This is a genomic window from Janthinobacterium sp. GW458P (assembly GCF_002127585.1).
GTDB lineage: Bacteria > Pseudomonadota > Gammaproteobacteria > Burkholderiales > Burkholderiaceae_D > Janthinobacterium.
On record NZ_NEGZ01000023.1, the window covers coordinates 21,449 to 43,325 of the forward strand.

Consider the following 21,877-nt stretch of genomic DNA (forward strand, 5'->3'; position numbering starts at 1 on the left):
ACCGGTGCGCGGCAGATCAATGTTGCTTGTCGTCGCTGAACTGCTGCGCCAGCGATTGCGGGGGCGCCGCCGTCACGCCGCCGCTCACGTGCCCGGGGATGGCCACGCGCACGGGCTTGCTGTGCATATTCGTCGATGACAGCACGTTCGCCGCGGTTTCCGGCGCCGCGTTCCACACGGGATCGGCGATGCCTTCGAACACCTGCTTCAGCTGTTCGCCCCAGGTGTCGCGGAGCATGCGGAAGTACTGGTTCTTTTCATCGATGGCGACGAAGCGCGTGACGGCCAGGCTGCCGGCCGTGTAGACGAGCAAGTCCAGCGGCAAGCCGACGGAAATGTTCGAGCGCAGGGTGGAATCCATGGAAATGAGCGCGCACTTGGCCGCCTCATCGAGGCCGGTTGCGGGATTGATCACGCGGTCGATGATGGGCTTGCCATACTTGGCTTCGCCGATCTGGAAATACGTGTTTTCATCGTGCGACTCGATGAAGTTGCCGGCAGAATACACCTGGAACAGCCGGCAGCGCTCCGCTTGAATCTGGCCGCCCACGATGATGCTGACATTGAAATCGATGCCGCAGTCGGCCAGGGCCTTCGCTTCGCGCTGGTGCACGGCGCGCACGGCGTCGCCCACGATGCGGGCCGCATCGTACATGCTGGCCACGTTCCAGATGCTGCGCCCGTCCGCATCGACGTGGTCGGCGACGATCTGGCGGATGGCTTGCGAAATCGATAAGTTGCCGGCCGTCATCAGGACCAGCATGCGGTCGCCCGGGTTCTCGAACACGCTCATCTTGCGGAAGGTGCCGACCTGGTCCACGCCGGCATTCGTGCGGGAATCGGACAGGAAGACCAGGCCTTCGTTCAGGCGCATGCCTATGCAGTAAGTCATTGTCGCAAATCAAATCAAAAGGGGTCGCATTCTACACCAGCCGGGGCCAGGCTATCCGCCGCAAGCCCCGCCCAGCCTCGTTCCTGCCGATTTACACGGGCACGATCTGCACGTCCACGTGCAAGGTTTCCGTGCCGCCACCCTGGCGCACGCCGCGCACGGGGGCCGCGGAATCGTAGTCGCGGCCGATGGCCAGGCGGCAATACGCATCCGTCATCAGCCGCGCATGCGTGACGTCGATGCTGACCCAGCCCGCGAAATCCGTGTCTTGCGCCCAGGCGTCGACCCAGGCGTGGCTGGCCGCGTGGCCCGTCGTGCCCGGATCGATGTAGCCGGACACATAGCGGGCCGGGATGCCCCAGGCGTGGCAGCAGGCGAGGAACAGATGCGCGTGGTCCTGGCACACGCCGCGCCCCAGGGCCAGGGCGCCGCCGGCCGTGGTGGTGACCATGGTGGCGCCGCTTTCATACGCCACCTTGCCGACGATGTGTTCGGCCAGGCGCAGCAGATGGCCCGTGCCGGCCGTCACGCGGCGGTCCGGCAGGCTGGCGGCCGTCAGTTCCATGATGGCGGGATTGGCCTGCGTCAGCGGCGTCGGCATGGTAAACAACAGCGGTGACAGGGAATCGACCAGGTTCAGCCGTCCCTTGTGCGGGTAGATGGTTTCCACCACGCCCTGGGCGACCAGGCTCAGCGACTGGTGGCTGCCATTGATCGTCAGCATGTGCGACAGGTTGCCGTAGGCATCCGTGTAGGCATGGCACTGGCCTGGCGTGGTGATTTGCCAGGAGATTGCCCGCTGCTGCGGCTCGACGCGCGGCGTCAGGTGCAGCTGCTGTATCGTGTGGGCCAGCGGCGCACTGTAGGCGTAGCGGGTTTCATGGCGGATGGTGAGCTGCATCAGGCCGCCAGGGGAACGAGGAAGTCGCGGCTGACCCGGTTGCCCAGGTCGTAGATGTTTTCCAGAAACTCCGTCAGGGTATGGTGCAAGCCGGCCTTCATGATGTCGTCGATATGGCCGAATTTCAGCTCCGCATGCAGCTTGCCGGCGAACCGTTCCGTATCGGCCGACACGTCGTTGCGGATATGTTTTAAATTTTCCACCACGTCATCCATGCAGGCCAGGAGCGACCTGGGCATATCGCCGCGCAGCATCAGCAGTTCCGCCACCCGCGCCGGCGTGATCACGTCGCGGTACACCTTGCGGTAGATTTCGAAGCCGGAAACGGAGCGCAGCAGGGCCGCCCAGTAGTAAAAGTCGCGCTGGGTGATGTCCTTGGAGGTGTCGCGCGCGCCGTGGAACTTCACGTCGAGGATGCGCGCCGTGTTGTCGGCCCGTTCCAGGAAGGTGCCCAGGCGGATGAAATGGATGGCCTCATCCTTGAGCATGGTGCCCAGGGTCACGCCGCGCGACAGGTGCGAGCGGTACTTGACCCACTCGAAGAAGGCGCTGGGGTCCGTTTCCAGCAGATTGCCTTTCAAGCGCTTCTGCATGTCGAGCCAGGTGGCGTTCTGGATTTCCCACACTTCCGTCGTCAGGGTCCCCCGCACGGCGCGGGCGTTTTCGCGCGCGCCCGTCAGGCAGGCGAGGATGGAAGACGGGTTGTTCGGGTCGCGCACCATGAAATCGAGCACGTCGCGCGTGTGGAATTGACCATCGCGGCCGTATTTGTGGTCGTAGGCGCTTTGCAGCTCGGAAATACCCAGGGTGGCGCGCCAGCCCTGTTCCGCGTCCTGCTCGGACTGGGGCAGCATGGAGGTCTGCATGTTGACGTCGAGCATGCGCGCCGTGTTTTCTGCGCGCTCCGTGTAGCGGGCCATCCAGAACAAATGATCGGCGGTGCGGCTCAGCATGTTTTTTCTCCTGCGAAGGCGGACGTCGCTTCCAGTACCCAGGTGTCCTTGGTGCCGCCCCCTTGCGAGGAATTGACCACCAGCGAGCCTTCGCCCAGGGCCACGCGGGTCAGGCCACCGGGCACCATGGAAATGGTCTTGCCCGACAGCACGAACGGACGCAGATCGATGTGACGCGGCGCGATGCCCGCGTCCACGTACGTGGGGCAGGCCGACAGGGCCAGGGTAGGCTGGGCGATGTAGCCGCCCGGATTGGCCAGCAGGCGCTGGCGGAAGTCCTCGATCTGCGCGGCGCTCGACGCCGGCCCCACCAGCATGCCGTAGCCGCCCGCGCCATGCACTTCCTTGACCACCAGTTTCGGCAAGTTCGCCAGCACGTAGGACAGGTCGGCCGCCTTGCGGCACTGGTAGGTCGGCACGTTGTTCAGAATCGGTTCCTGCGACAGGTAGAATTTGATCATGTCGGGCACGAAAGGATAGATCGACTTGTCGTCGGCCACGCCCGTGCCGATGGCGTTCGCCAGGGTGACTCTTCCCGCGCGATACACGGACAGCAGGCCCGGCACGCCCAGCGAGGAGTCGGAGCGGAAGGCCAGCGGATCGAGGAAATCGTCGTCGACCCTGCGGTAGATCACGTCCACGCGCCTGGGCCCCCGCGTCGTGCGCATGTACACGGAATTGTCGTTGACAAACAAATCCTTGCCCTCGACCAGTTCCACGCCCATCTGCTGGGCCAGGAAGGCGTGCTCGAAGTAGGCGGAGTTGTACATGCCCGGCGTCATGACGACGACCGTCGGGTCGTCCACGCCCATGGGCGCGACGGAGCGCAGGTTGTCGAGCAGCATGTCCGGGTAATGGTCGACGGGGGCGATGCGGTTGCGGGCGAACAGTTCCGGGAACAGCCGCATCATCATCTTGCGGTCTTCCAGCATGTAGGACACGCCCGAGGGCACCCTTAAATTGTCTTCCAGCACATAGAATTCGCCCTGGCCCGCGCGCACGATGTCGACGCCCGCGATGTGGGCGTAAATGTCGGAAGCGACGGCAATGCCCTGCATTTCCGGGCGGTACTGGGCATTCCTGTAGATTTGCTCGGCGGGAATGATGCCGGCCTTGATGATGTTTTGCTCATGATAAATATCATGGATGAACATGTTCAGGGCTTGCACGCGCTGCACCAGGCCCGTCTGCATCTGCGCCCATTCGGCGGCGGGGATGATGCGGGGGATGGTGTCGAACGGGATCAGGCGTTCCGTGCCGGCATCGTCGCCGTAGACGGCAAACGTGATGCCCACGCGGCGGAAGGTCAGGTCGGCTTCGGCCCGCTTGCGGGCGATGGTTTCCGGCGATTGCTGCGCCAGCCAGCTGTCAAATTCACGATAGTGGTCGCGTACCTTGCTGTCCGCTCCCACGTCATCTGCAGTCATTTCATTGAAAAAATTTGCCATGGTGTGATTTCCCTTGAGCCGAGTCTGACTATAGCTCAGCAGAAATCGTGCCAGAGCCGTGGCCATGCGGCAACGGCGGCAAGGTATGAAAATGACCATTTTTGTGGCGGCAGGCCAGCCGCCGCACCGGCTTGGTGCATTTAATGTCAGTTTATGGGGAAACGGGCCGCTGCCGTGAAGAAGCGGCGCGACACGCTTTCGTTTCTCACTCTGTTTCTCATTCTGTTTCTCACTCCATTTCCTTGCATTTTCCTATCATGCAACTCATCGCGAAAGACAGATTCATCAGCCCTTTGGTTTCCGTTTCCTTGCCGTCCGCGGTAGTGCTTTTCCCATAACGAAGTTGCAGCCAGATTCCTTTCTGTACCAATTTGTCTATACCCACAGCGGACTTGAACGTTGCTTCGTGTGACGCGCCCTTGTTTGCCTTCGCGTTGCTCACCTCGAGCAGGTAGCGCAGCGTCGCCTTGTCGCTGCCGACCACATATCGTGCGGCGAGCAAATTGGAGTTACTCAACTCTACCGCCGTTGCCAATTTCGTCACATCGACGGCATTCCTCGTGCGTTGATAAGTCATATACAGTCCGGCGTCGTCACTGATTTCAAACAGCCCGGTGATAATGAATTTCTTGCCCAGCTGGTATTTCTGTGAACCGGACGTGTCATTCTGTATGTGCCCCTGGCCATAAGAAATGGCCACACGGCTGGCGTTCCATTTGATTCTCTTTTTTTCCTCGGTATCACAGCTCGATTGCGCGGTCCATGCCCGTTGATCATATTTCTCAATTTCCTCCGGCGAAGGCATTCTTTTCGCCTCGATTTCCGTTCGAATATATGCATTCTTTTCATCATCGATGGTTTTGCTGGCAGTGCATGACTTGAATGCCTTCCACAGCATCAGGATCGGATCATCGTCGGCTTTTAAATAGAAATATGTGTCGAGCGCAAACGCATTTTTTTTGAACTTGAGGGATGAAATTTCTGTCTGGTTTTCGGCATAGCTGAGCGAGGTATTCGCCAGCATCCTTTGCAGCGTATTGCCATTCACGTAATAGCTGGCGCCGATGGGAACAAAGGGCAGGCGATAGGGGTTGACCGACAGACCTTTGCCATCCTTCGATTCCCTGGATTCAATTGGATTCCAAAATGCAACAATATCTTGTGCCGTCTGTATCGTAGTAATGGCGGAGCCGGACAAGCCGACAATCGAAGCGGCTGACACGGCTGCCGGCGAAATATCGACCTGGAAAGCCGCCAGTTTGTCCTCGGCGGGGGATTTTGAACCGGGTTTGGCCGCTGTTTTTTCCCCTTTTTCCGCCTCGGCCCAGACATGGTTGGAAGTCAGAAGCAGGGCCAGCAAAGGGCTAATCATGCGCATCATCATTTTATTCTCCGCATTTTATATGAGTGTCAACTCGATTTTTGCATAGCCGCTATCTTTTCCAGTTTTAATTGTCCCTTTTGCTTTCGCAATGACTTTCCCGTCTATGAATACCTTTGAATCATAATTCTTCCCCATCCCGTCGTATTCATACACGTCGAGAAAAATATAGCCGTTGTTCGTCCCTTTATTGCGGTTCTCGAAGGTCTTGGTCAGATCAGTCGCGTTGATATCATCGAAATCAAGCAATATGTCGCCGGCCCTGAATTCAAGTCGTACGCGCGCTTTTCCATTGTCGACAATTCGCACCTTCATGGACGCGGCATTTGCTTGAACTTTTTCCGATGCCTTAATTTCGATAGCCATGCTGATTCCCCTCTTGTAGTTTATTAATTATTAACCAATATTGCAGGCAATTGAATAACATATCAAATGCACATTAATTTTGCGCTGAATATGCCGCCCCAATCTCACGAACTGTCACATTGTTGTTGAACAGTCACATGAATTGGTTTTTAGGCATTGTCACGGCCTCACTGGTGAGAGGGGTGTTGTGCAGGGGAGCCAGCCAGGGGCATAGCGGAAATTCTTGTTCCGGCTGACCGATGGAGAGACGAGACAGGCTGTGGACCTGTGCGTAAAAAACGGCCAGCATGAGGCGCGGCTTGCGGCCCATGCACAGGACAGGCCTGGCTGCCGCTGTACGATACAATTGAGGCAGGCACTGCGGAAGGGCCAAGGAAGAACGTGTCTGTTCGTCTCTTCATGTTGCGACTTTTGGGCGACCGCATTTGTTTTGCCTAAAAGAACTCCAAGACCGTGGAATCTCCGGGCGGCGGCCGTGCAGCGGCCATCGCGCTCGGCAAGGGGCCGGGAACGGCATGGCGCGAGGCCAGTTCATCTGGTATTTTTGCAGCAGTTTATATGCTGATAACTATACGGATTTTTTGTATTGACGATTATTTTCAAAAGGCCTTATGCGTTCCCAATTTTATTGCACCGCGATTGAAGACTATGCTGATCAACGCACTGCTATAGTTCGCGGCGCGCTACAGGCCGGACCCGTTTCAGCGGGGATGTCGCTATGCATACGGGTAAACCCCGCATGGGAAATAGCTGTCCCGATCATTGCCGTGCTCGATTCAGGCGAACTGTTGGTAGACTGCGATGATCAGGAAGGCGTCGATGTACTCCTTGCCTGCGGCATAAGGAACGAAAGCCTGCACATGGAATGCTAGCCGTGGCCATGCGTGCTGTTCTACTTGCCGGCTTGGCATGGTCATGGATCACTGACGGCCAGGCGGATCCACTGTCCAATTCATTTTGAATGCAAAGAAATGACAAAAATCATTGTTCGACGCAAGAAGGCAATTTGGCAAGATAGGGGCCGGCAATACATCATTCTTCTGGATGGGTGTGAAATTGGCAGGGTATCCAATGGCGCGGAGCTTGAATTCGATGTCGAGCCTGGAAAGCACGCGGTGCAAATGAAAATCGACTGGTGTCATTCACGGCAGTTTGACATCGACGTTCGTCTTGCAGAGACTGCGATACTCGAATGCGGACCGAACGCGTCACCATTTCTTGCGCTCCTTTATATCACCCTGTGGAAGAACAGATATATCTGGTTGCGAGATTGTCGCAAGATGAACGCCTGAGCAACTCGGACGCGATCCGGCCGGAACGTCCCCCCGGGTTTGTCTTTCAGTTTGATGCTGCGTTGATAGCCCCCATGCGGATGGCTATCTGAACGTCAGCGTCCCCGCGTCTTTTTACTCGGGGCAAGCGCGGCCGGCAGCGGTGCGCGAGGATGGCGATGGTTTTTCAGCCGGGCCGGCGCGCCTTCATCGCTGCTGCTGACGTTGCGCTTGGCCCGCTTCCAGGGCCGCGTGCAGGCGGTCGAGCGCTTGCGACCAGTCGGCCAGGGAAAAGTTTTGCGGATCGTCATGGCCATTCGCGTAGCCCGTATCGAGCACGGCGTGGAAGGCGGGGATCAGCCACGTGCCCTTGCGCACGCTGGCGGCCATGTACAGCAGGGCCAGGCGCTCGTATTGCGCGGGCGTAAAGCCCGGATCGGGCGCCAGGCCGTCGTTGCCCTTGCCGCCGCCGGGCACGGAATGGCGCGGCTGCACCAGTTCCACGTGCAGGAACAGGCCCGTCAGCGATGGCTTTTCCTTCTCCAGCTTGCTTGCGTAGCCGGCCGTGCCGAAGTCGCGCACGGCCAGGGAATCGCCGAGGCGGTTCACGTACACATGGCCTTTCGGGCCGCCGCCCAGCGCGGGATTGCGCAAGGTAAAGTCGTTGAAGTCCCAGCTGGCGTCGTTGATGTGGCCGGGAATGCTTTCTAACAAGAAATTCGGGTAGCTGGTGTCGTGGATGACGAAGTAGCGGGCCATGGGCGCGGCCAGCCGTCCCATGGCGCGCGACAGGGGCGCGTCGACGGGGCCGCCCAGCTCGCTTTCCGCGATGTCTTGCCCGGCCAGCCAGGCGCGCAGCCGGGCCGGGGGGATGCCCGTGCGCCGGCCGATGTGCGCGTCGAGAAACTCCGGCAAGGGCGCGCTGTCGTCCAGGCGCGCATATAGCTTGACGGGACGCAATAAACACGTGGCTTGCGCCCGCGCATCGCCCTTGAAGCCGCTTTTCCAGGCGGCATAGGGGCAGGCGGCTTGTTTCTGGGCGTGGGCGGCGCCGGCGATGGCGCAGAAAAGCAGGGCGAGGAGGGCGGGGCGCAGTGTCATGTGCGCATTGTCGCCGAAGCGCGGCTTGCGGCACGGGCGCGCACGCGAAAAAATTGTCCGAGGGACGCTATTGGAGGCAGGCTGGCGATCGCATGGCCACGGCTTGGGCAGAACAGGTCGCCAGGCAGCCTGAAAAAGGGGCTATGATAAAGGGGTCATATTGATAACAACATCGACGATAAAGGCCCTCATCATGCATACACCCCTGCACGCACCGCGCCAGGCGAAAGAGCAATTTGCTGCGGCCCACAGCAACACTGCCAGGACGGCGGCACAAGGGCGGGGTCTGGCGGACAAGCGGCCAGAGGCGGTGGCGCAACGAAAACTGGCCGCGATGATCGATGACAGCCCGCGCGTGCTGCAGCAACAGGCATTGAGTAAGGCCATTCGCGGCAACGCGTGGAAGGCGGGCCAGCGCGATGAGCAGGCCGGCAATGGCGCTCTGCCTGCTCAGCTGAAGTCAGGGATAGAGTCCCTGTCCGGCATGCGCATGGATCATGTGAAGGTGCACTACAACTCGGCGAAACCGGCGCAATTGCATGCGCATGCATATGCGCAAGGCAGCGAGATCCATTTGGGACCCGGGCAGGAGAAGCATTTGCCACATGAGGCTTGGCATGTGGTGCAGCAGGCGCAGGGTCGCGTGAGGCCTACGATGCAGATGAAGCATGGCAGGCAGATTAACAATGACGCCGGTCTCGAACGAGAGGCTGATGCGATGGGGGAGCGGGCGCTTGGCGCCGCGCAGCTGGCCCGGTATGGATCGGCCGCAATGCCGGACGCAACAAGGCCGGCACCAGGGATGGGAGCACATGGCACAGCCAGCGTAGCGCAACTGATCGAGAAGAATAAGCTTGGTCTGAGCTCCGCCAACGGCATGTACATGATCAATCGTGATAATACCAAGGTCTTATATGGCATGGCCGCCAGTCAAAAACCGAGTCCCGCCGGATTGTATGTGGAAACGGAGGAAAAGGTGACTGGTGACGGGAATGAGTATTCCGTCAAAAAATGGACGCCTAACGTCATACTTTTCTCGAAAGACCGACAACTGGGATTTACGTCGGCACATGACRAAAATAGRAAAAACAACAAGGAAGATCACAACCGCCAATCTTTTTTCGATTGGATCAAGGGGAACAAGACAAAATACGAAATTAACGACGCGCAAATTAATGCAGCATGGCTGGAGGCAATTAAGCTTGATAAAATATCGATAGCCGCAGCCATGGAACTGGGGGCGCGGATAGGCATACTTGGAAACAATGATTGCGCGCTGTTTGCCAGGACGCTGCATCATTTGATACGGGACGAGATAGAAAGCAGGGAGAAGGAGCCCGTTACGGAATTCGGAGAATTCGCCAGCGGCCCTCGTATGGGAGATGATCCGGTGGTGGGGTCGATGTTACAACATAAATTTCCGGCAGGACTAAGTGACTGTGGGTATCACGGCGTCACCGTCGTGGCCAAGGACGGTGAGACACTCATCACGTTGGAAGCGCATGCATCGCGACAGAAGATGAATAAGCCGGATTTTGAGATGAGAAAAGGAGTAAACGGATTCAAAGAAGACAACTTCCCGCTAGGCATGAGTAAAGAACACGCTAAATTATGGAAAGCAAGTCATGTGATAGTTGAACATCCAGACAAAAAGAGCAAGCTTCACCTGGGCGGGGGGCTCGATTTGTACCAGAAAAATTATCGCGAATTGGATGAGCTGGACAGGCCCGTGACATCGCAGGATATCGGGATAAGCATGAGCACGATAGGAGTGACATCCCGGCCAGAATAGGCGGCCAGCCCGCAAGCTGAGGGCCTGCGGGCGGATGCCCGCATTTACCTGGCCAGCCCGGAATCATGCGCTTCATCCCGCGGCAAATGCTGTCTTCGGCAACACGGCCAGGATGGCGCGCCCCACTGCGGCGACATGGGCCTGCAGGCGGCGGACTGGCGCCTGGAATGGCGGCAATGGCGGTGGTTCCGGCTCGCCGCCGCTTGTCAAAACGCCACGCTGCCCGAGACGACGACGGTGCGCGGCGCGGCCAGCACCAGCGAGCCGATATTGAACGATGACACGGCCGAGGACCAGTAATTGCGGTCCGTCGCATTGTCCACGCGGGCGCGCAAGGTCACGTCATGGCCCGCCACCTGCGTCAGGTAGCGCGCGCCGAGGTCGACGCGAGTCCACGACGGCAGCTGCTTGCTGTTGGCCAGGTCCGCGTACTGCGTCGAGGTGTAGATGGCGCGGGCGTTCAGGCTCAGGCCCGGCGCGCCGGGCACGTCCCATTCGCCGCCCACGCTCAGCTGGGTTTGCGGCGCGCCGATGGGGCGCTTGTCATTGTTGGCGGCCACGCCGGTCCTGCTATGCCGGGCATCGAGCCAGGTCAGCCCGCCCAGCAGGCGCACGCCCTGTACCGGCGTGCCGAAAATCGACAGTTCCACGCCGCGGTTGCGCTGCTCGCCGTTCATTTCCGCCCGCTTGCCGGCCACGGCCAGCAAGGGCTTGGCCGTCGTGAACAGGGCGGCGCTCATGCCCAGCTTGCCGCCGTCGTACTTGACGCCGATTTCCTTCTGCTTCGATTTGTACGGCGCAAACACCTCGCCCATGTTGTCGACATTGCGCCGCTGGCCGTTTTCCGCGTAGGTGCCGCTGGCCGCCGGCCCCTTGACCAGCGCCTCGATGTAGTTGGCGTACAGCGACACGTTCTTGCCGGTCTTGAAGACGATGCCCGCCACGGGCGTCGTGGCGCTCTCATCATAGGCCTTGCCCTGCAGCACCGAGGTATTGTAGTCGTAGCCGGCATCCCTGATCTGCTGGCGGCGCAGGCCCACGGTCAGCAGCAGCTTGTCGTCGAGGAAGGCCATGGTGTCGGCCAGGGCATAGCTGCTGAGAATGGTTTTCTGGGTCAGGCGCGGGTCGCTCATGATGCCACCCGCATACGGCGTGGCCGGCGCGGCCACGTCGACGGGCGCGTAGATATTGGTGGCGAAGGCGTTGCCGATGGCATACGCATTCTTCGCTTCATTCCAGTGCCCGGACCAGCTGGCCACCAGGGTGTGCCGGACGGCGCCCGTCTGGAGCTTGCCGCGCACGCCCAGTTCGCCCGTGCGGATCTGCTGCTTGCGCGCATTGTCGAAGCGCGACACCGTGGCGTCGCCGTTGACCGAGGCCAGGGACGGTTCGGCCAGGCTGTTGGCTTCCTTCGTCGAGCGGCCGCCGAAGGCGGCCCAGGCCACCACGTCCCTGGCCAGATCGACTTCGGCGCGCGCCGTGCCGAACACGTCGCGTTCCTTCGAATCGCTCCACGGCTGGGCAAAGTTCTGCGCGGCGTCGGGCGCGCCCGGCAGCACGGCCACGCCGCCGATGGCGACGGACGGACGCGGCGCCGTCAAAGCGAAGTTCTGGTAGCCGGCGTCGGCCGACAGGCGGACGTGGCGGCCGCGATAGTCGAGGCCGACGGAAAACATGCCCACGTCGTGGTCTTCGCGCTGGACGGCCGTCTCGCCCTGGCGCCTGGCGGCGTTCACGCGCACGCCCCATTCCCGGTTTTCGCCGAAGCGGCGCGCCACGTCGATGGCGGCATAGGCGTGGCCGCCCGATTCCACGCCCACCGTCAGTTCCGTCAGCGGCGCGTTGCCGGCGCGCTTGGGCATCAGATTGATGGCCCCGCCGATGCCGCTGCCGCCGGGCGCCGCGCCGTTGAGGAAGGCGCTGGCGCCGCGGAACACTTCCACTCTTTCCAGCAGTTCCGGCGAGACATACTGACGGGGCAGGACGCCGTACAGGCCGTTATACGCGACGTCATCGGAATCGAGGGCGAAGCCGCGTATCACATACACTTCCTGGAAATTGCCGTAGCCGCGCGACAGGCGCACGGCCGGATCGCTCTGCAGCAAGTCGCCCACGCTGCGCGCTTGCTGGTCGGCAATGAATTGCTGCGTATAACTGGTGCTGCCGAATGGCGCATCCATCATGTCCACGGAGCCGAGAATGCCCATGCGTCCGCCGCGCGCCACCTGGCCGCCCGCATAGGCCTTCGACAAGCCTTCGGCCGAAGCGTCGGCCGAGGCATTCACGACCACCGTCGGCATGGTTGGCGCGTCGCCGCCGGCCGGCGTGTTCTGGGCGTGGGCAGCGGCGCTGGCCAGCAGGAAGGCGGCCAGGGCGAACGGGGTAGGGACGGTACGGAAGGAGCGCATGATGTTGCTGGATAAGAATGAGAATGATTATCATTATATTCCAGCGCCGTGCCGCGTGTGAGAAAGTGTGAGAAAGTGACAAAAAAGTCGCCATGCATGCAACACGAGACAGGCGCGGGTGCCGGAATCTGGCGGAAAAAGGCGCGCCAGGCGATACCTTGCGGATTTGTTAATGTACAGATCCAAGTTTCGCTAGAATAGGCCACCGCGCGCCGCGCCTCCAGGACCCCGCATGCCATTGCACCACCATTTACGTTCCACCGCCCTGCGCCTGCGGCGCGGCCTGAGCTTCAAGGGCGCGGCCGTCGCGCTGATCCTGGCCATGCACGCGCTGGGCCTGTATTTCCTCCTGCTGCCGGCGCGGCAACTGAAGCAGTACACGGAGGTGGCCTTCATGACCTTGCTGCCGCCCCGGCCCATGCCGCGCACGCCGCCGATGGCCCTGCCGATGCCCATGCCCGGCCCCCGGTTCCCTGCCCCCGCCGCGCCGCGCCCCTTGCCGCCGGCCCCGGCCCCGGCCGAAACGGCGCCCGTGACGGCCGAGGCAATCACCACGCCGACAGAGCCCGCTCCCGCCGTACCCGCGGACGATCTGCGCACGCGCGCCCGGCTGGCGGCGGGGACGGTCGACCGGGCCCTGCGCGCCGAACTGAAGAAAGACAAGCCCTGGCTGGCCGCGCCGGAATTCTCGGGCGACAGCGCCTTCCAGAAACTGGCCGCGTCCGCCTGGCGCGGCGGCCCCATCATCCGCGTGGAGGAGTACCAGACGGCCGACGGCCGGCCCGTCACGCGCGTCGTCAGCGCCGGCGGCGCCGCGTGCTACGGCCTGGACGCGAACCCGGGCGCGGGCGCCGACCCCGGCAGGACTGGCGGCAAGGTCAAGCGCGTGCCTTGCCCGGGCTAAAGACCGTTCCAGCCGCAGGGTTTTGACGGCGATTGCGGGGCCGTCATCCCCGGCCGGGCGTCAAATATGCTAAGTTGCGTCTGCAAATCCATACACACGCCCCCGGACGCCCATGCCACCCGATCTCCTCATCCTCGCCCCCAGCCCGTCGGCTGCCGTCAACGCGCAGCTGGAACGGCGGTACGCCTGCCATCACGCCTGGCAAGTGCCGGCGGACGAGCGCCATGCCTGGCTGGCCGAACGCGCGCCGGTCATCCGCGCCGTCGTCACGACGGGCGCGCTGGGCCTGAACGCCGCCGACATGGGCTCGCTGCCCAAGCTGGAAATCGTCGCCGTCAACGGCGTGGGCCTCGACGCCGTGGCGCTGGACAAGGCGCGCGAACGGGGCATCGCCGTCACGACCACGCCGAACGTGCTGACGGACGACGTGGCCGATCTCGCGCTGGGCCTGCTGCTGGCCAGCGCCCGCCACATCGCCGCGCTCGACCGTTTCGTGCGCGACGGCGGCTGGGAGCGCCGCGCAGCCATCGCCCCGGCGTCCAGCCTGCGCGGCAAGACGGCCGGCATCTTCGGCTTCGGGCAGATCGGGCAGGCCATCGCCCATCGCCTGGCCGCCTTCGGCGTCCAGGTCCGCTATTTCCAGCCGCGCGCCGTTGCGGCGAGCGCCGTGCCGCGTGCGGACTCGCTGCTGGCCCTGGCCCAGGAAAGCGACTACCTGTTCGTCTGCGCGCCGGGCACGCCGGCCACGCGCCAGATCATCGGCCGCGCGGTGCTCGACGCGCTCGGGCCGCAAGGCACGCTGGTCAATATCGCCCGCGGCGCCCTGATCGACGAGGAAGCCTTGATCGCCGCCTTGCGCGATGGCCGCCTGGGCGCGGCCGGCCTCGACGTCTTCGCCGATGAACCGCGCGTACCAAACGCCCTGCGCGCCTTGCCCAACGTGGTGCTCACGCCCCACGTGGGCAGCCTGACCGTGGAAACGCGCCACGCCATGGGGCAGCTGGTGGTGGATAATCTGCAGGCGCACTTCGCCGGCCTGCCGCTGTTGACGCCGGTAAAGTTATAAACGGCCGGCCGGGCCGGCCTTGCCGCCCGCTCTCATGGCGGCGCGTCGCGGCGCCGCATACATCGCCCGGGCGTCCGCATCCTGCCAGCACGCCCGGGTTTCAATGTTTTACCAGTATGAATGAAAGATATTTATGGAATTGACAAAATCGCTGCTGCGCAAGCGCGGCGGGCAGGACAGCGGCAAGGTGGGCATGATCGAGCTGTTCTTCGACCTCGTGTTCGTGTTTGCGGTAACGCAACTGTCGCACGGCCTGCTGGCGCACCTGAGCGCCATGGGCTGGCTGCAGACGGGCTTGCTCCTGATGGCCGTCTGGTGGGTGTGGATTTTCACGTCGTGGATCACCAACTGGCTCGATCCCGAGCGCATTCCCGTGCGTATCAGCCTGTTTGCGCTGATGTTGGGCGGCCTCATCATGTCGGCCTCGATACCCGAAGCGTTCGGCACGCGGGGCCTGGCGTTCGCGCTCGCCTACGTGGCCATGCAGGTGGGGCGTCCCCTGTTTGCCTGGTGGGCCGTGCGCCATGACGCCGTGTCGCGTCGCCGCAATTTCCAGCGCATCAGCCTGTGGGCCGTGTTTTCCGGCCTGTTCTGGATCGCCGGCGGCGCTGCGTCGCCCGAGCAGCGCATCTTCTGGTGGGGCCTGGCCCTGGCCATCGACCTGGCCGGCCCGTGGCTGCGCTTCGGCGTGCCGGGCCTGGGCAGCTCGTCGACGGCCGACTGGGACGTCGATGGCGGCCACATGGCCGAACGCTGCGCGCTGTTCGTCATCATCGCCCTCGGCGAATCCCTGCTGGTGACGGGCGCCACGTTCGCCGGCCTGGAGTGGACGGCCGGCAACTGGCTCGGTTTCCTGTCGGCATTGGTTGGCAGCATCGCCATGTGGTGGATTTATTTTGATACGGGCGCCGAGGCAGGCCACCACCGCATCGCCCACGCGAAAGACCCGGGCAGCATCGCGCGCAAGGCTTACACGTATATCCACGTGCTGATCGTGGGCGGCGTGATCGTGTCCGCCGTGGCCGACGAGCTGGCCCTCGTGCATCCCGATGAAGCGAGCTTTGCCGGCATCAGCGCCTTGCTGGGCGGGCCAATCCTGTATCTGCTGGGCAATGCGCTGTTCAAATGGGTCAGCAGCGACCGCGCCGCGCCGCCGCTGTCGCACCTGCTGGGCATATTGATCATCCTGGCGCTGATCCCGATGGCGTACGGCCGCCTGTATTCGCCGCTGACCCTGGCCTGCATCACCAGCTGCGTGCTGGTACTGGTGGCCGTGTGGGAACACCTGGCCCTGCGCCGTCCGCCGCCGGAACTGGACCCTTGAGTGACAGCTGGACCAACCTGCCGGGCTACGGTTTGTCCCGGCCTCGAACTAGCGGTTCAAGGACAGCGCTGTTATTTTTAGTTGGGCAATAAACGCGCGCGCGGCGGGCGCCGCTTCGTGGCGGCGAAACGCTGCCGCGATTTCCGAGCTGATCTGCGGCCCCGCCAGCTCGCGAAACACCACGCCGGGCAGGCTGACGCTGGCCATCACGGAATGGGGCACGATGGCGCATCCCGCGCCCAGCGACACTTCCGTCAGCACGGCCACCAGGCTGCCCGGCCGCGACACGACCTGCGCCGCAAAGCCGCCGCGCCGGCTCACTTCCAATGTTCCCAGTTCCTGTTCCGGCACGATGAACGCCTGCTGCGCCATGGCCGCCGGCGCGACCTGCGCATGCCGCGCCAGCGCGCTGTCGGCCTGCACGGCCACCACGAAGCGGTCGCGCAGCAGCACCACGCTGTCGAGTCCGTCTGGCAGGTGCAGGGGCGGGCGCACGAAGGCTAGGTCCAGCCGGCCCTGGTCCAGCAAGCCGGGCAGGGCATCCATCGCATACTCGCGCGCGCCGATATGGATGCCGGGGTGGCTGGCGCGAAAGCGGGCAAACTGGCCCTGCAGCACGCCGGCATAGGCGGCCGAGGCCACGTAGCCGATTTCCAGCCGTCCCAGCTCGCCCCGTCCGGCGCGCCGCGCCGTTTCCTGCGCCTGCGCCAGCTGCTCCAGCGCCCGCCGCGCCTCGATGACGAACAGTTCGCCGGCCGCCGTCAGGGCCACGGCGCGCTTGCTGCGCTGGAACAGCCGCGTGCCCAGCAGGCTTTCCGTTTCCTGCACCTGCTTGGTCAGCGCGGGCGGGGAAATGCCCAGTTCGGCCGCCGCCCGCGCGAAGTGCAGGCTGTGCGCGACGGCCAGCACGCAGCGAAAGTGCCGCAATTCCATGTCTTTTTCTGTATTCACCATGGGTAAATTATAAGGCGCTTGTCTTATAACAGGAAATAATACGGAACTGCTTACAATCGGGGCATGAAGAATACCAACTGGACCCTCTATACGTGCTCGGGCGTGTGCGCGCTGATCATGCTCGACACCAACGTCGTCGCCGTCTCGCTGCCGTCGATCGCGCGCAGCCTGAACGCCAGCTTCGTCGACGTGGAATGGGTGGTCAGCGCCTACATGCTGGCGTTCGCCTCGTTTTTGTTGCCGGCTGGCAGCATCGCCGACCGCCTGGGCCGCCGCAGGGTCATGCTCTATGGCCTGGCCGTGTTCGCGCTGGCCTCGCTGCTGTGCGGGCTGGCGTGGACGCCGTTCGTGCTCAACGTGGCGCGCGCCGTCAAGGGCCTGGGTGCCGCGCTGCTGCTCACGTCCGCGCTGGCCGTCATCGGCCACACCTTTCACGCGGAAAAGGAGCGGGCGCGGGCCTGGTCCGTGTGGGGCGCGGCCATGGGCGTGGCCATGACGGTGGCGCCGTTGCTGGGCGGCCTCGTCACGAGCGCCATCAACTGGCGCTGGATTTTCTACCTGAACCTGCCCGTCGTCGCCATCCTGATGTGGCTGGTAGGCAAGCACGTGGACGAGTCGAAGGACGCGTCGAACGCCAGCTTCGACCCGCTGGGGGCGGCGCTGTTCTCCGCCGGCCTGTTCTGCATCATCTGGGGCCTGATCGACGCCAGCGTGGCGGGCTGGTCCAGCCGCGCCACCATGCTGCGCTTTGCGGCCGGCGCGGCGCTGCTGCTGGTGTTCGTGCTGGCGGAACGGCGCCAGCGCGCGCCGATGGTCGATTTATCGCTGTTTGGCCGGCGCGTGTTCGTCGGCGCCGTGCTGGGCATGTTCGGCTACGCCATCGCGGCGCAGGTAATGATGACGTTCTTGCCGCTGTACCTGCAGAACGGCTTCGGCTTTTCCGCCGTGCTGGCCGGCTGCGCCATGCTGCCGTTTGCCGTCGCCATGGTGACGCTGTCGCGGCTGGCGCCCCGTGCCATGCGCGTGCTGGACGACCGCGGCATATTGGTGACAGGCTTGCTGATCGTCGCCGTGGGCAATATCGCCACGGCCCTTGCCGCCGGCAGCCTGTCGTATGGCCTGGTGGCGGCCGGCATGGTCGTCACGGGCGCGGGGGCGGGATTGCTGAACGGCACGACGCAAAAAGCCATTCTCGCCTGCATTCCGCGCGAGCGCACGGGCATGGGTTCCGGCATCAGCACCACCACGCGCTTCGTCGGCATCGTGCTGGCCGTGGGCGCGCTGGGCGCCGTGCTGGCCATGCGCACGGCCGCGTCGTTCGAGCAACTGGCGTGGCTGCACGGCTTGAAGGCCTCGCCCGAGATGATAGGGCGCATCGTGGCCGGCAACGCGGCCGAGGCCTTCGGCCAGCTGCCGCCCGCGCTGCAGGCCGTGGCGCAGGAAGCGGCCCGGCACGCCTTCATCGACGGCTTTGCCAGCGTGCTGTACCTGGCGGGCGGGCTGGCGGCCGTGGTGGCGGCGCTGGTGTTCGTGCTGGCCAGGCCGCTGGAAAAAGTGTAACTGTTCAGCAATATTCAAGTAAACGGACTCTGCTTGTAATATGATGCCATCGAGCAATACATGGCAATCATATAACACGACCAATCAAGAGCGCCGAACAGAACCGTAGCGAGCGGCAGTGAGTTGTGGCTGAGAAGCGGAGCTGTGCGAAGCACGGGGCCGCCGGGGCAGCGAGCATCGCAAGCCGCAAAACGCGACGCGCAGCAGTTTATGTTCGGTGCGGAGAATCGCATGCGCAGAAAACGTATTATCGTGACCAGCGTGCTGGTGGCCGTCATCGGCGTGGCCGCTCCCCTGAGCCTGGCCTTCTACCTGTCGTCCGTGCGGGCCCTGCAGGGCGAGCAGGATCGCCTGCGCCTGCTGGCCGGCTATGCGCTGGAACGGGCGCACCGCTCGATCGCCTCGGCCGGCGTCGCCCTGCGCAGCGCCGACGCGCTGGAGCTGGCGCCGTGTTCGGAAGCGCATATCCAGCAGCTGCGCCGCATCACCATCACCACGCGCAGCATCGACGATATCGGCTACCTGGAAAATGGCGTGCTCAAGTGCACGTCCACGGGCGTCGAAGAGACGCGCATCGCCGTCGCGCCCGCCGATTTCACCCTGGCCAACGGCATGGGCATCGATTTCAACCTGCGTCCCGTCGTCAGCGGCGGCAAGCGCATGGTGGGGCTGACCTACCGCGCGCACAAGGTGCTGATCGATCCCGTGCGCTTTTCCGACGTCATCGTCGACAGCGACATCCAGATGGCCGTGGCCATCGGCAAGCGGGGCGTGCTCGACACCCTCCATCATCCCGACCCGGCCATGGTGCAGGCCCTGCTCGACGGCAAACCGGCGGCGGGCGGCGCCGCCCACGACGGCAGCATCCATGCGATGCTGTACCGCGACGGCCTGACGGCCGTCATGATCGAGCCGCGCAGCAAGCTCCACGACAGGCTGCGCCGCGAACAGCTGCTGCTCCTGCCCATGGGCATGTTGATGGCCGCCTTCATCGTCGGCATCGTCGTGTGGCTGTCGCGCCGGCGCTTGTCGCTGCGCGGCGAACTGGAAACGGCCGTCGAGCGGCGCGAATTCTTTGTCCATTATCAACCCATCATCGCGCTCGACACGGGCGTGTGCGTGGGCGCCGAGGCGCTGATACGCTGGCGCCGTCCCGACGGCAGCATGATACGGCCCGACCTGTTCATCCCCGTGGCCGAGGAAAGCGAGTTGATCCTGCCCATCACGGACCAGGTCATCGCCTGCGTCATCGCCGACATGCGCGCCGCGCTGGTGGCCGACCGCGCGCTGCACATCGCCATCAACCTGTGCGCCAGCGACATCGAGACGGGCAGGGCGCTCGACGTGCTCGAACGCTTGCTGGACGGCACTGGCATCGAAGCGCAGCAGATCTGGCTGGAAGCGACGGAGCGGGGCTTCATCAACGTGGAAGCGGCCCGCGCCACCATCGAAAAAGCCCGTGCCCGGGGCCATGCGGTGGCCATCGACGACTTCGGCACGGGCTATTCCAGCCTGTCCAGCCTGCAAAACCTGCCGCTCGACGCCCTGAAAATCGACAAATCCTTCGTCGACACCATCGGCACGGACGCGGCCACGAGCAGCGTCACGCCGCACATCATCGACATGGCGCGCACCCTGAACATGCTGATCGTGGCCGAAGGCATCGAAACGCAGGGCCAGGCCGATTACTTGCGCCAACGCAAGGTCGAATTCGGCCAGGGCTGGCTGTTTGCCAAGGCGCTGCCGGCCTTGGACTTCCTGGCCTTTTACGCAGGCCGCCGCCTGCCGTCGTCCACATGAAACAGCCACGCTTTCCCTATCCTTTGCAGCCGCTGCGCGTGCCGGGCGGCTGGCACATCACCGTCAACACCCTGTTCGAGGTGGAACCGGGCCCCGATACCATGCAATGGTTCAGCAGCGCATTGCTGCTGTGGGGCCATAGCCGCGACAGCGGTCACGCCTTCAATTCCCACTTCGCGCCGGAAGACGATCCGCAGGGCGAATTCGTGCTGGAAATGTCAAAAGTGCAATATGACCGCCACGGCAAGGCGCTCAAGGGCAGCGAGACCTTCCTGGGCGAATTCCGCACGCGCAGCAAGGCCGCGTTTGTCGAGCGGGTGGAGCAGTTCATGCGCGAGTCCTGAAGCGTCACTTTACTGCTTGCGCGGCAGGATCACGTCCTGCCCGCCCTGGCTGAGCACGGCGCCGGCGATCTTGCCCGCCGCGTCGCGCGTCAACGCCAGTTCGGCCTCGATGGCGCGGAAAAAGAACCGGTCCCTGGCGCTGGCGAACAGGGGCGCCGAGCCGACGCCCGTGCCGGCCGCTTCCAGGCCATGCTTGCCCAGACTCAGCGTCAACGTGAAATCCTTGTCCAGCGCATACTCGCCCACGTACTCGGTCAGCGCGCTGCGCGGCATGGCGATGGCGACCGGCGGCTTTTTCAGCGGCGGCAAGGGCGTGCCGGGCAGCAGGGCGGCCAAACCGAGGGCGTCGACGGTGCGCGCCGTGTTCGTCAGCACCACCACGCCCCGCTTGCTGTCCGTCGTGAACGCCGCATAGCTGGCGTAGCCGCCCGTCTGGCCGCTGTGCCAGGCGTAGCTGTGTCCCTGTTGCTGCTGCAGCAGCCAGGCCAGGCCGATTTTCGCTGCGCTGTCCGCCGCCAGGGCCCGCTGCGGCTGGAGCGCCAGCGCATACGGCCGCAGCGGGCGCAGCATGTAGGCTTGCAAATAGGCAACCATGTCGCGCGCGCTCGAATACACGCCGCCGGCCGGCGCCACCACGTTCAGCTCCCAGGCCGGCGTTGCCTCGCCCGACAGCAGATGGCCGGGCGCCAGGCGTGCCAGCATGCCGTGCGAGGGCGTGTTCGACGTCGAGCGCATGCCCAGCGGCGCGGCGATGCGCTTTTGCAGCAGTGCTTCATAGCTGGTGCCGGCCTGCGCGGCCAGGGCCGTGCCCAGCACGGCGTAGCCGATGTTCGAGTAGTCAAATGCCGTGCCCGGCGCGTGCGGCAGGCGATACGCGGCGAGAAATTGCCGTTGCTTCGCTTCCGTGTAGTCGGCGTAGGGGTTGGCCGGCTCTTTCGGCGTGAAGTTGTCGGGCAGGCGCGGCAGCGCAGAATAATGCGTGGCCAGATCGAGCAGGCTGATCTGCTTGCCGTCAAAGGCGGGCACGGCATACCCCGGCAATAGCTGCGCCACCGGCCCGTCGAGCGTGACCTTGCCTTCGACGACGGCGTCGGCCAGCAGCAGGGCCGTCATGGTCTTGGTGACGGAACCGATCTGGTAGACCGTGTCGGCGCCCGGTTTGGCGTTCTTGCCGGCATGCACGCTGCCAAAGCCGTAGACGGCGCTGTCCTTGCCGTCGATCACGGCGATGACGATGCTGGCGTGCATGCCGGCGCGCGTCAGCTCTTCCGCGCGTTGGCGCACGGCGTCGTCGAGGGCGGGCGCGGCCAGGGCGGCGCTGCCGATGAGGCACAGGGGGAGGAGGGTGAGGCGTGCAGTCATGGGAACCTGTCAAGTGATCGATGGAAAAGGCAAGTTCACGCCAGCCCCCC

At 63.6% G+C, this 21,877-nt stretch carries 17 protein-coding genes and 1 pseudogene; 8 read left to right on the plus strand and 10 right to left on the minus strand.

All coding sequences use genetic code 11. The annotated features are described in order from the left end of the window. Nucleotides 1-16 precede the first annotated feature (16 nt). The 6 genes from CBW50_RS14580 to CBW50_RS14605 form a co-directional block, all read right to left on the minus strand. Nucleotides 17-892, minus strand: a complete 876-nt coding sequence (locus tag CBW50_RS14580) for a proteasome-type protease (RefSeq protein WP_086146229.1) — start codon at nucleotides 890-892, stop codon at nucleotides 17-19. A gap of 91 nt (nucleotides 893-983) precedes the next feature. After that, entirely contained in the window at nucleotides 984-1,793 is an 810-nt protein-coding gene (locus CBW50_RS14585; protein ID WP_086146230.1) for a transglutaminase family protein, read from the minus strand. Next, nucleotides 1,793-2,746 (minus strand): alpha-E domain-containing protein, encoded by a 954-nt coding sequence (locus CBW50_RS14590; RefSeq protein WP_086146231.1) that lies wholly within the window; start codon nucleotides 2,744-2,746, stop codon nucleotides 1,793-1,795. Before CBW50_RS14590 ends, CBW50_RS14585 begins: the two co-directional genes overlap by 1 nt. Further along, entirely contained in the window at nucleotides 2,740-4,194 is a 1,455-nt protein-coding gene (locus CBW50_RS14595; RefSeq protein WP_086146232.1) for a circularly permuted type 2 ATP-grasp protein, read from the minus strand. The genes CBW50_RS14590 and CBW50_RS14595 overlap by 7 nt, the downstream gene beginning before the upstream one ends. A 229-nt stretch (nucleotides 4,195-4,423) precedes the next feature. Then, a complete protein-coding gene (locus CBW50_RS14600; protein ID WP_086146233.1) occupies nucleotides 4,424-5,578 on the minus strand; it encodes a hypothetical protein in 1,155 nt (384 codons plus the stop codon). Between the two features lie 15 nt (nucleotides 5,579-5,593). Next, nucleotides 5,594-5,941, minus strand: a complete 348-nt coding sequence (locus tag CBW50_RS14605; RefSeq protein WP_086146234.1) for a hypothetical protein — start codon at nucleotides 5,939-5,941, stop codon at nucleotides 5,594-5,596. A 971-nt stretch (nucleotides 5,942-6,912) separates the two neighbouring features. Here CBW50_RS14605 and CBW50_RS14610 point away from each other — a divergent pair. After that, nucleotides 6,913-7,233 (plus strand): hypothetical protein, encoded by a 321-nt coding sequence (locus CBW50_RS14610; RefSeq protein ID WP_086146235.1) that lies wholly within the window; start codon nucleotides 6,913-6,915, stop codon nucleotides 7,231-7,233. Between the two features lie 186 nt (nucleotides 7,234-7,419). On the opposite strand, the gene CBW50_RS14615 is transcribed toward CBW50_RS14610, so the two are convergent. Beyond that, nucleotides 7,420-8,313 carry a hypothetical protein gene (locus CBW50_RS14615; RefSeq protein WP_086146236.1) on the minus strand — a complete coding sequence of 298 codons (894 nt, stop codon included), beginning with the start codon at nucleotides 8,311-8,313 and terminating at the stop codon, nucleotides 7,420-7,422. Between the two features lie 193 nt (nucleotides 8,314-8,506). On the opposite strand from CBW50_RS14615, the gene CBW50_RS14620 reads away from it, so the two are divergent. Beyond that, nucleotides 8,507-10,105, plus strand: coding sequence for a DUF4157 domain-containing protein (locus CBW50_RS14620; RefSeq protein WP_086146272.1), 1,599 nt, complete (start codon nucleotides 8,507-8,509; stop codon nucleotides 10,103-10,105). A 206-nt stretch (nucleotides 10,106-10,311) separates the two neighbouring features. On the opposite strand, the gene CBW50_RS14625 is transcribed toward CBW50_RS14620, so the two are convergent. Continuing rightward, on the minus strand, nucleotides 10,312-12,513 hold the full coding sequence (locus CBW50_RS14625; RefSeq protein WP_086146237.1) for a TonB-dependent siderophore receptor: 2,202 nt from the start codon (nucleotides 12,511-12,513) through the stop codon (nucleotides 10,312-10,314). A 232-nt stretch (nucleotides 12,514-12,745) separates the two neighbouring features. Here CBW50_RS14625 and CBW50_RS14630 point away from each other — a divergent pair, with 232 nt between their 5' ends. The 3 genes from CBW50_RS14630 (at nucleotide 12,746) to CBW50_RS14640 (ending at nucleotide 15,807) form a co-directional block, all read left to right on the plus strand. Then, nucleotides 12,746-13,417 carry a hypothetical protein gene (locus CBW50_RS14630; RefSeq protein WP_086146238.1) on the plus strand — a complete coding sequence of 224 codons (672 nt, stop codon included), beginning with the start codon at nucleotides 12,746-12,748 and terminating at the stop codon, nucleotides 13,415-13,417. A gap of 112 nt (nucleotides 13,418-13,529) precedes the next feature. Beyond that, nucleotides 13,530-14,483 carry a 2-hydroxyacid dehydrogenase gene (locus CBW50_RS14635; RefSeq protein WP_086146239.1) on the plus strand — a complete coding sequence of 318 codons (954 nt, stop codon included), beginning with the start codon at nucleotides 13,530-13,532 and terminating at the stop codon, nucleotides 14,481-14,483. A gap of 133 nt (nucleotides 14,484-14,616) precedes the next feature. Continuing rightward, nucleotides 14,617-15,807, plus strand: coding sequence for a low temperature requirement protein A (locus tag CBW50_RS14640; RefSeq protein ID WP_086146240.1), 1,191 nt, complete (start codon nucleotides 14,617-14,619; stop codon nucleotides 15,805-15,807). 48 nt (nucleotides 15,808-15,855) lie between these two features. Here the strand turns inward: CBW50_RS14640 and CBW50_RS14645 are convergent, their stop codons facing one another. Then, nucleotides 15,856-16,740, minus strand: a complete 885-nt coding sequence (locus tag CBW50_RS14645) for a LysR substrate-binding domain-containing protein (protein WP_086146273.1) — start codon at nucleotides 16,738-16,740, stop codon at nucleotides 15,856-15,858. A gap of 81 nt (nucleotides 16,741-16,821) precedes the next feature. On the opposite strand from CBW50_RS14645, the pseudogene CBW50_RS14650 reads away from it, so the two are divergent. The 3 genes and pseudogenes from CBW50_RS14650 to CBW50_RS14660 all read left to right on the plus strand — a co-directional run. Then, a pseudogene (locus CBW50_RS14650) lies at nucleotides 16,822-18,321 on the plus strand (MFS transporter); the annotation flags it as partial. Between the two features lie 231 nt (nucleotides 18,322-18,552). Further along, on the plus strand, nucleotides 18,553-20,121 hold the full coding sequence (locus CBW50_RS14655) for an EAL domain-containing protein (protein WP_086146274.1): 1,569 nt from the start codon (nucleotides 18,553-18,555) through the stop codon (nucleotides 20,119-20,121). Next, nucleotides 20,118-20,465, plus strand: a complete 348-nt coding sequence (locus CBW50_RS14660) for a hypothetical protein (RefSeq protein ID WP_086146242.1) — start codon at nucleotides 20,118-20,120, stop codon at nucleotides 20,463-20,465. Before CBW50_RS14655 ends, CBW50_RS14660 begins: the two co-directional genes overlap by 4 nt. A gap of 9 nt (nucleotides 20,466-20,474) precedes the next feature. Here the strand turns inward: CBW50_RS14660 and CBW50_RS14665 are convergent, their stop codons facing one another. Further along, nucleotides 20,475-21,827 (minus strand): serine hydrolase, encoded by a 1,353-nt coding sequence (locus tag CBW50_RS14665; RefSeq protein ID WP_086146243.1) that lies wholly within the window; start codon nucleotides 21,825-21,827, stop codon nucleotides 20,475-20,477. Nucleotides 21,828-21,877 lie beyond the last annotated feature (50 nt).

Excerpts from the sequence above, each read along its gene's own strand:
- CBW50_RS14580 (WP_086146229.1), bottom strand. The coding sequence starts at position 892 with ATGACTTACTGCATAGGCATGCGCCTGAACGAAGGCCTGGTCTTCCTG.
- CBW50_RS14585 (WP_086146230.1), bottom strand. The coding sequence starts at position 1,793 with ATGCAGCTCACCATCCGCCATGAAACCCGCTACGCCTACAGTGCGCCG.
- CBW50_RS14590 (WP_086146231.1), bottom strand. The coding sequence starts at position 2,746 with ATGCTGAGCCGCACCGCCGATCATTTGTTCTGGATGGCCCGCTACACG.
- CBW50_RS14595 (WP_086146232.1), bottom strand. The coding sequence starts at position 4,194 with ATGGCAAATTTTTTCAATGAAATGACTGCAGATGACGTGGGAGCGGAC.
- CBW50_RS14600 (WP_086146233.1), bottom strand. The coding sequence starts at position 5,578 with ATGATGATGCGCATGATTAGCCCTTTGCTGGCCCTGCTTCTGACTTCC.
- CBW50_RS14605 (WP_086146234.1), bottom strand. The coding sequence starts at position 5,941 with ATGGCTATCGAAATTAAGGCATCGGAAAAAGTTCAAGCAAATGCCGCG.
- CBW50_RS14610 (WP_086146235.1), top strand. The coding sequence starts at position 6,913 with ATGACAAAAATCATTGTTCGACGCAAGAAGGCAATTTGGCAAGATAGG.
- CBW50_RS14615 (WP_086146236.1), bottom strand. The coding sequence starts at position 8,313 with ATGACACTGCGCCCCGCCCTCCTCGCCCTGCTTTTCTGCGCCATCGCC.
- CBW50_RS14625 (WP_086146237.1), bottom strand. The coding sequence starts at position 12,513 with ATGCGCTCCTTCCGTACCGTCCCTACCCCGTTCGCCCTGGCCGCCTTC.
- CBW50_RS14630 (WP_086146238.1), top strand. The coding sequence starts at position 12,746 with ATGCCATTGCACCACCATTTACGTTCCACCGCCCTGCGCCTGCGGCGC.
- CBW50_RS14635 (WP_086146239.1), top strand. The coding sequence starts at position 13,530 with ATGCCACCCGATCTCCTCATCCTCGCCCCCAGCCCGTCGGCTGCCGTC.
- CBW50_RS14640 (WP_086146240.1), top strand. The coding sequence starts at position 14,617 with ATGGAATTGACAAAATCGCTGCTGCGCAAGCGCGGCGGGCAGGACAGC.
- CBW50_RS14645 (WP_086146273.1), bottom strand. The coding sequence starts at position 16,740 with ATGGAATTGCGGCACTTTCGCTGCGTGCTGGCCGTCGCGCACAGCCTG.
- CBW50_RS14655 (WP_086146274.1), top strand. The coding sequence starts at position 18,553 with ATGCGCAGAAAACGTATTATCGTGACCAGCGTGCTGGTGGCCGTCATC.
- CBW50_RS14660 (WP_086146242.1), top strand. The coding sequence starts at position 20,118 with ATGAAACAGCCACGCTTTCCCTATCCTTTGCAGCCGCTGCGCGTGCCG.
- CBW50_RS14665 (WP_086146243.1), bottom strand. The coding sequence starts at position 21,827 with ATGACTGCACGCCTCACCCTCCTCCCCCTGTGCCTCATCGGCAGCGCC.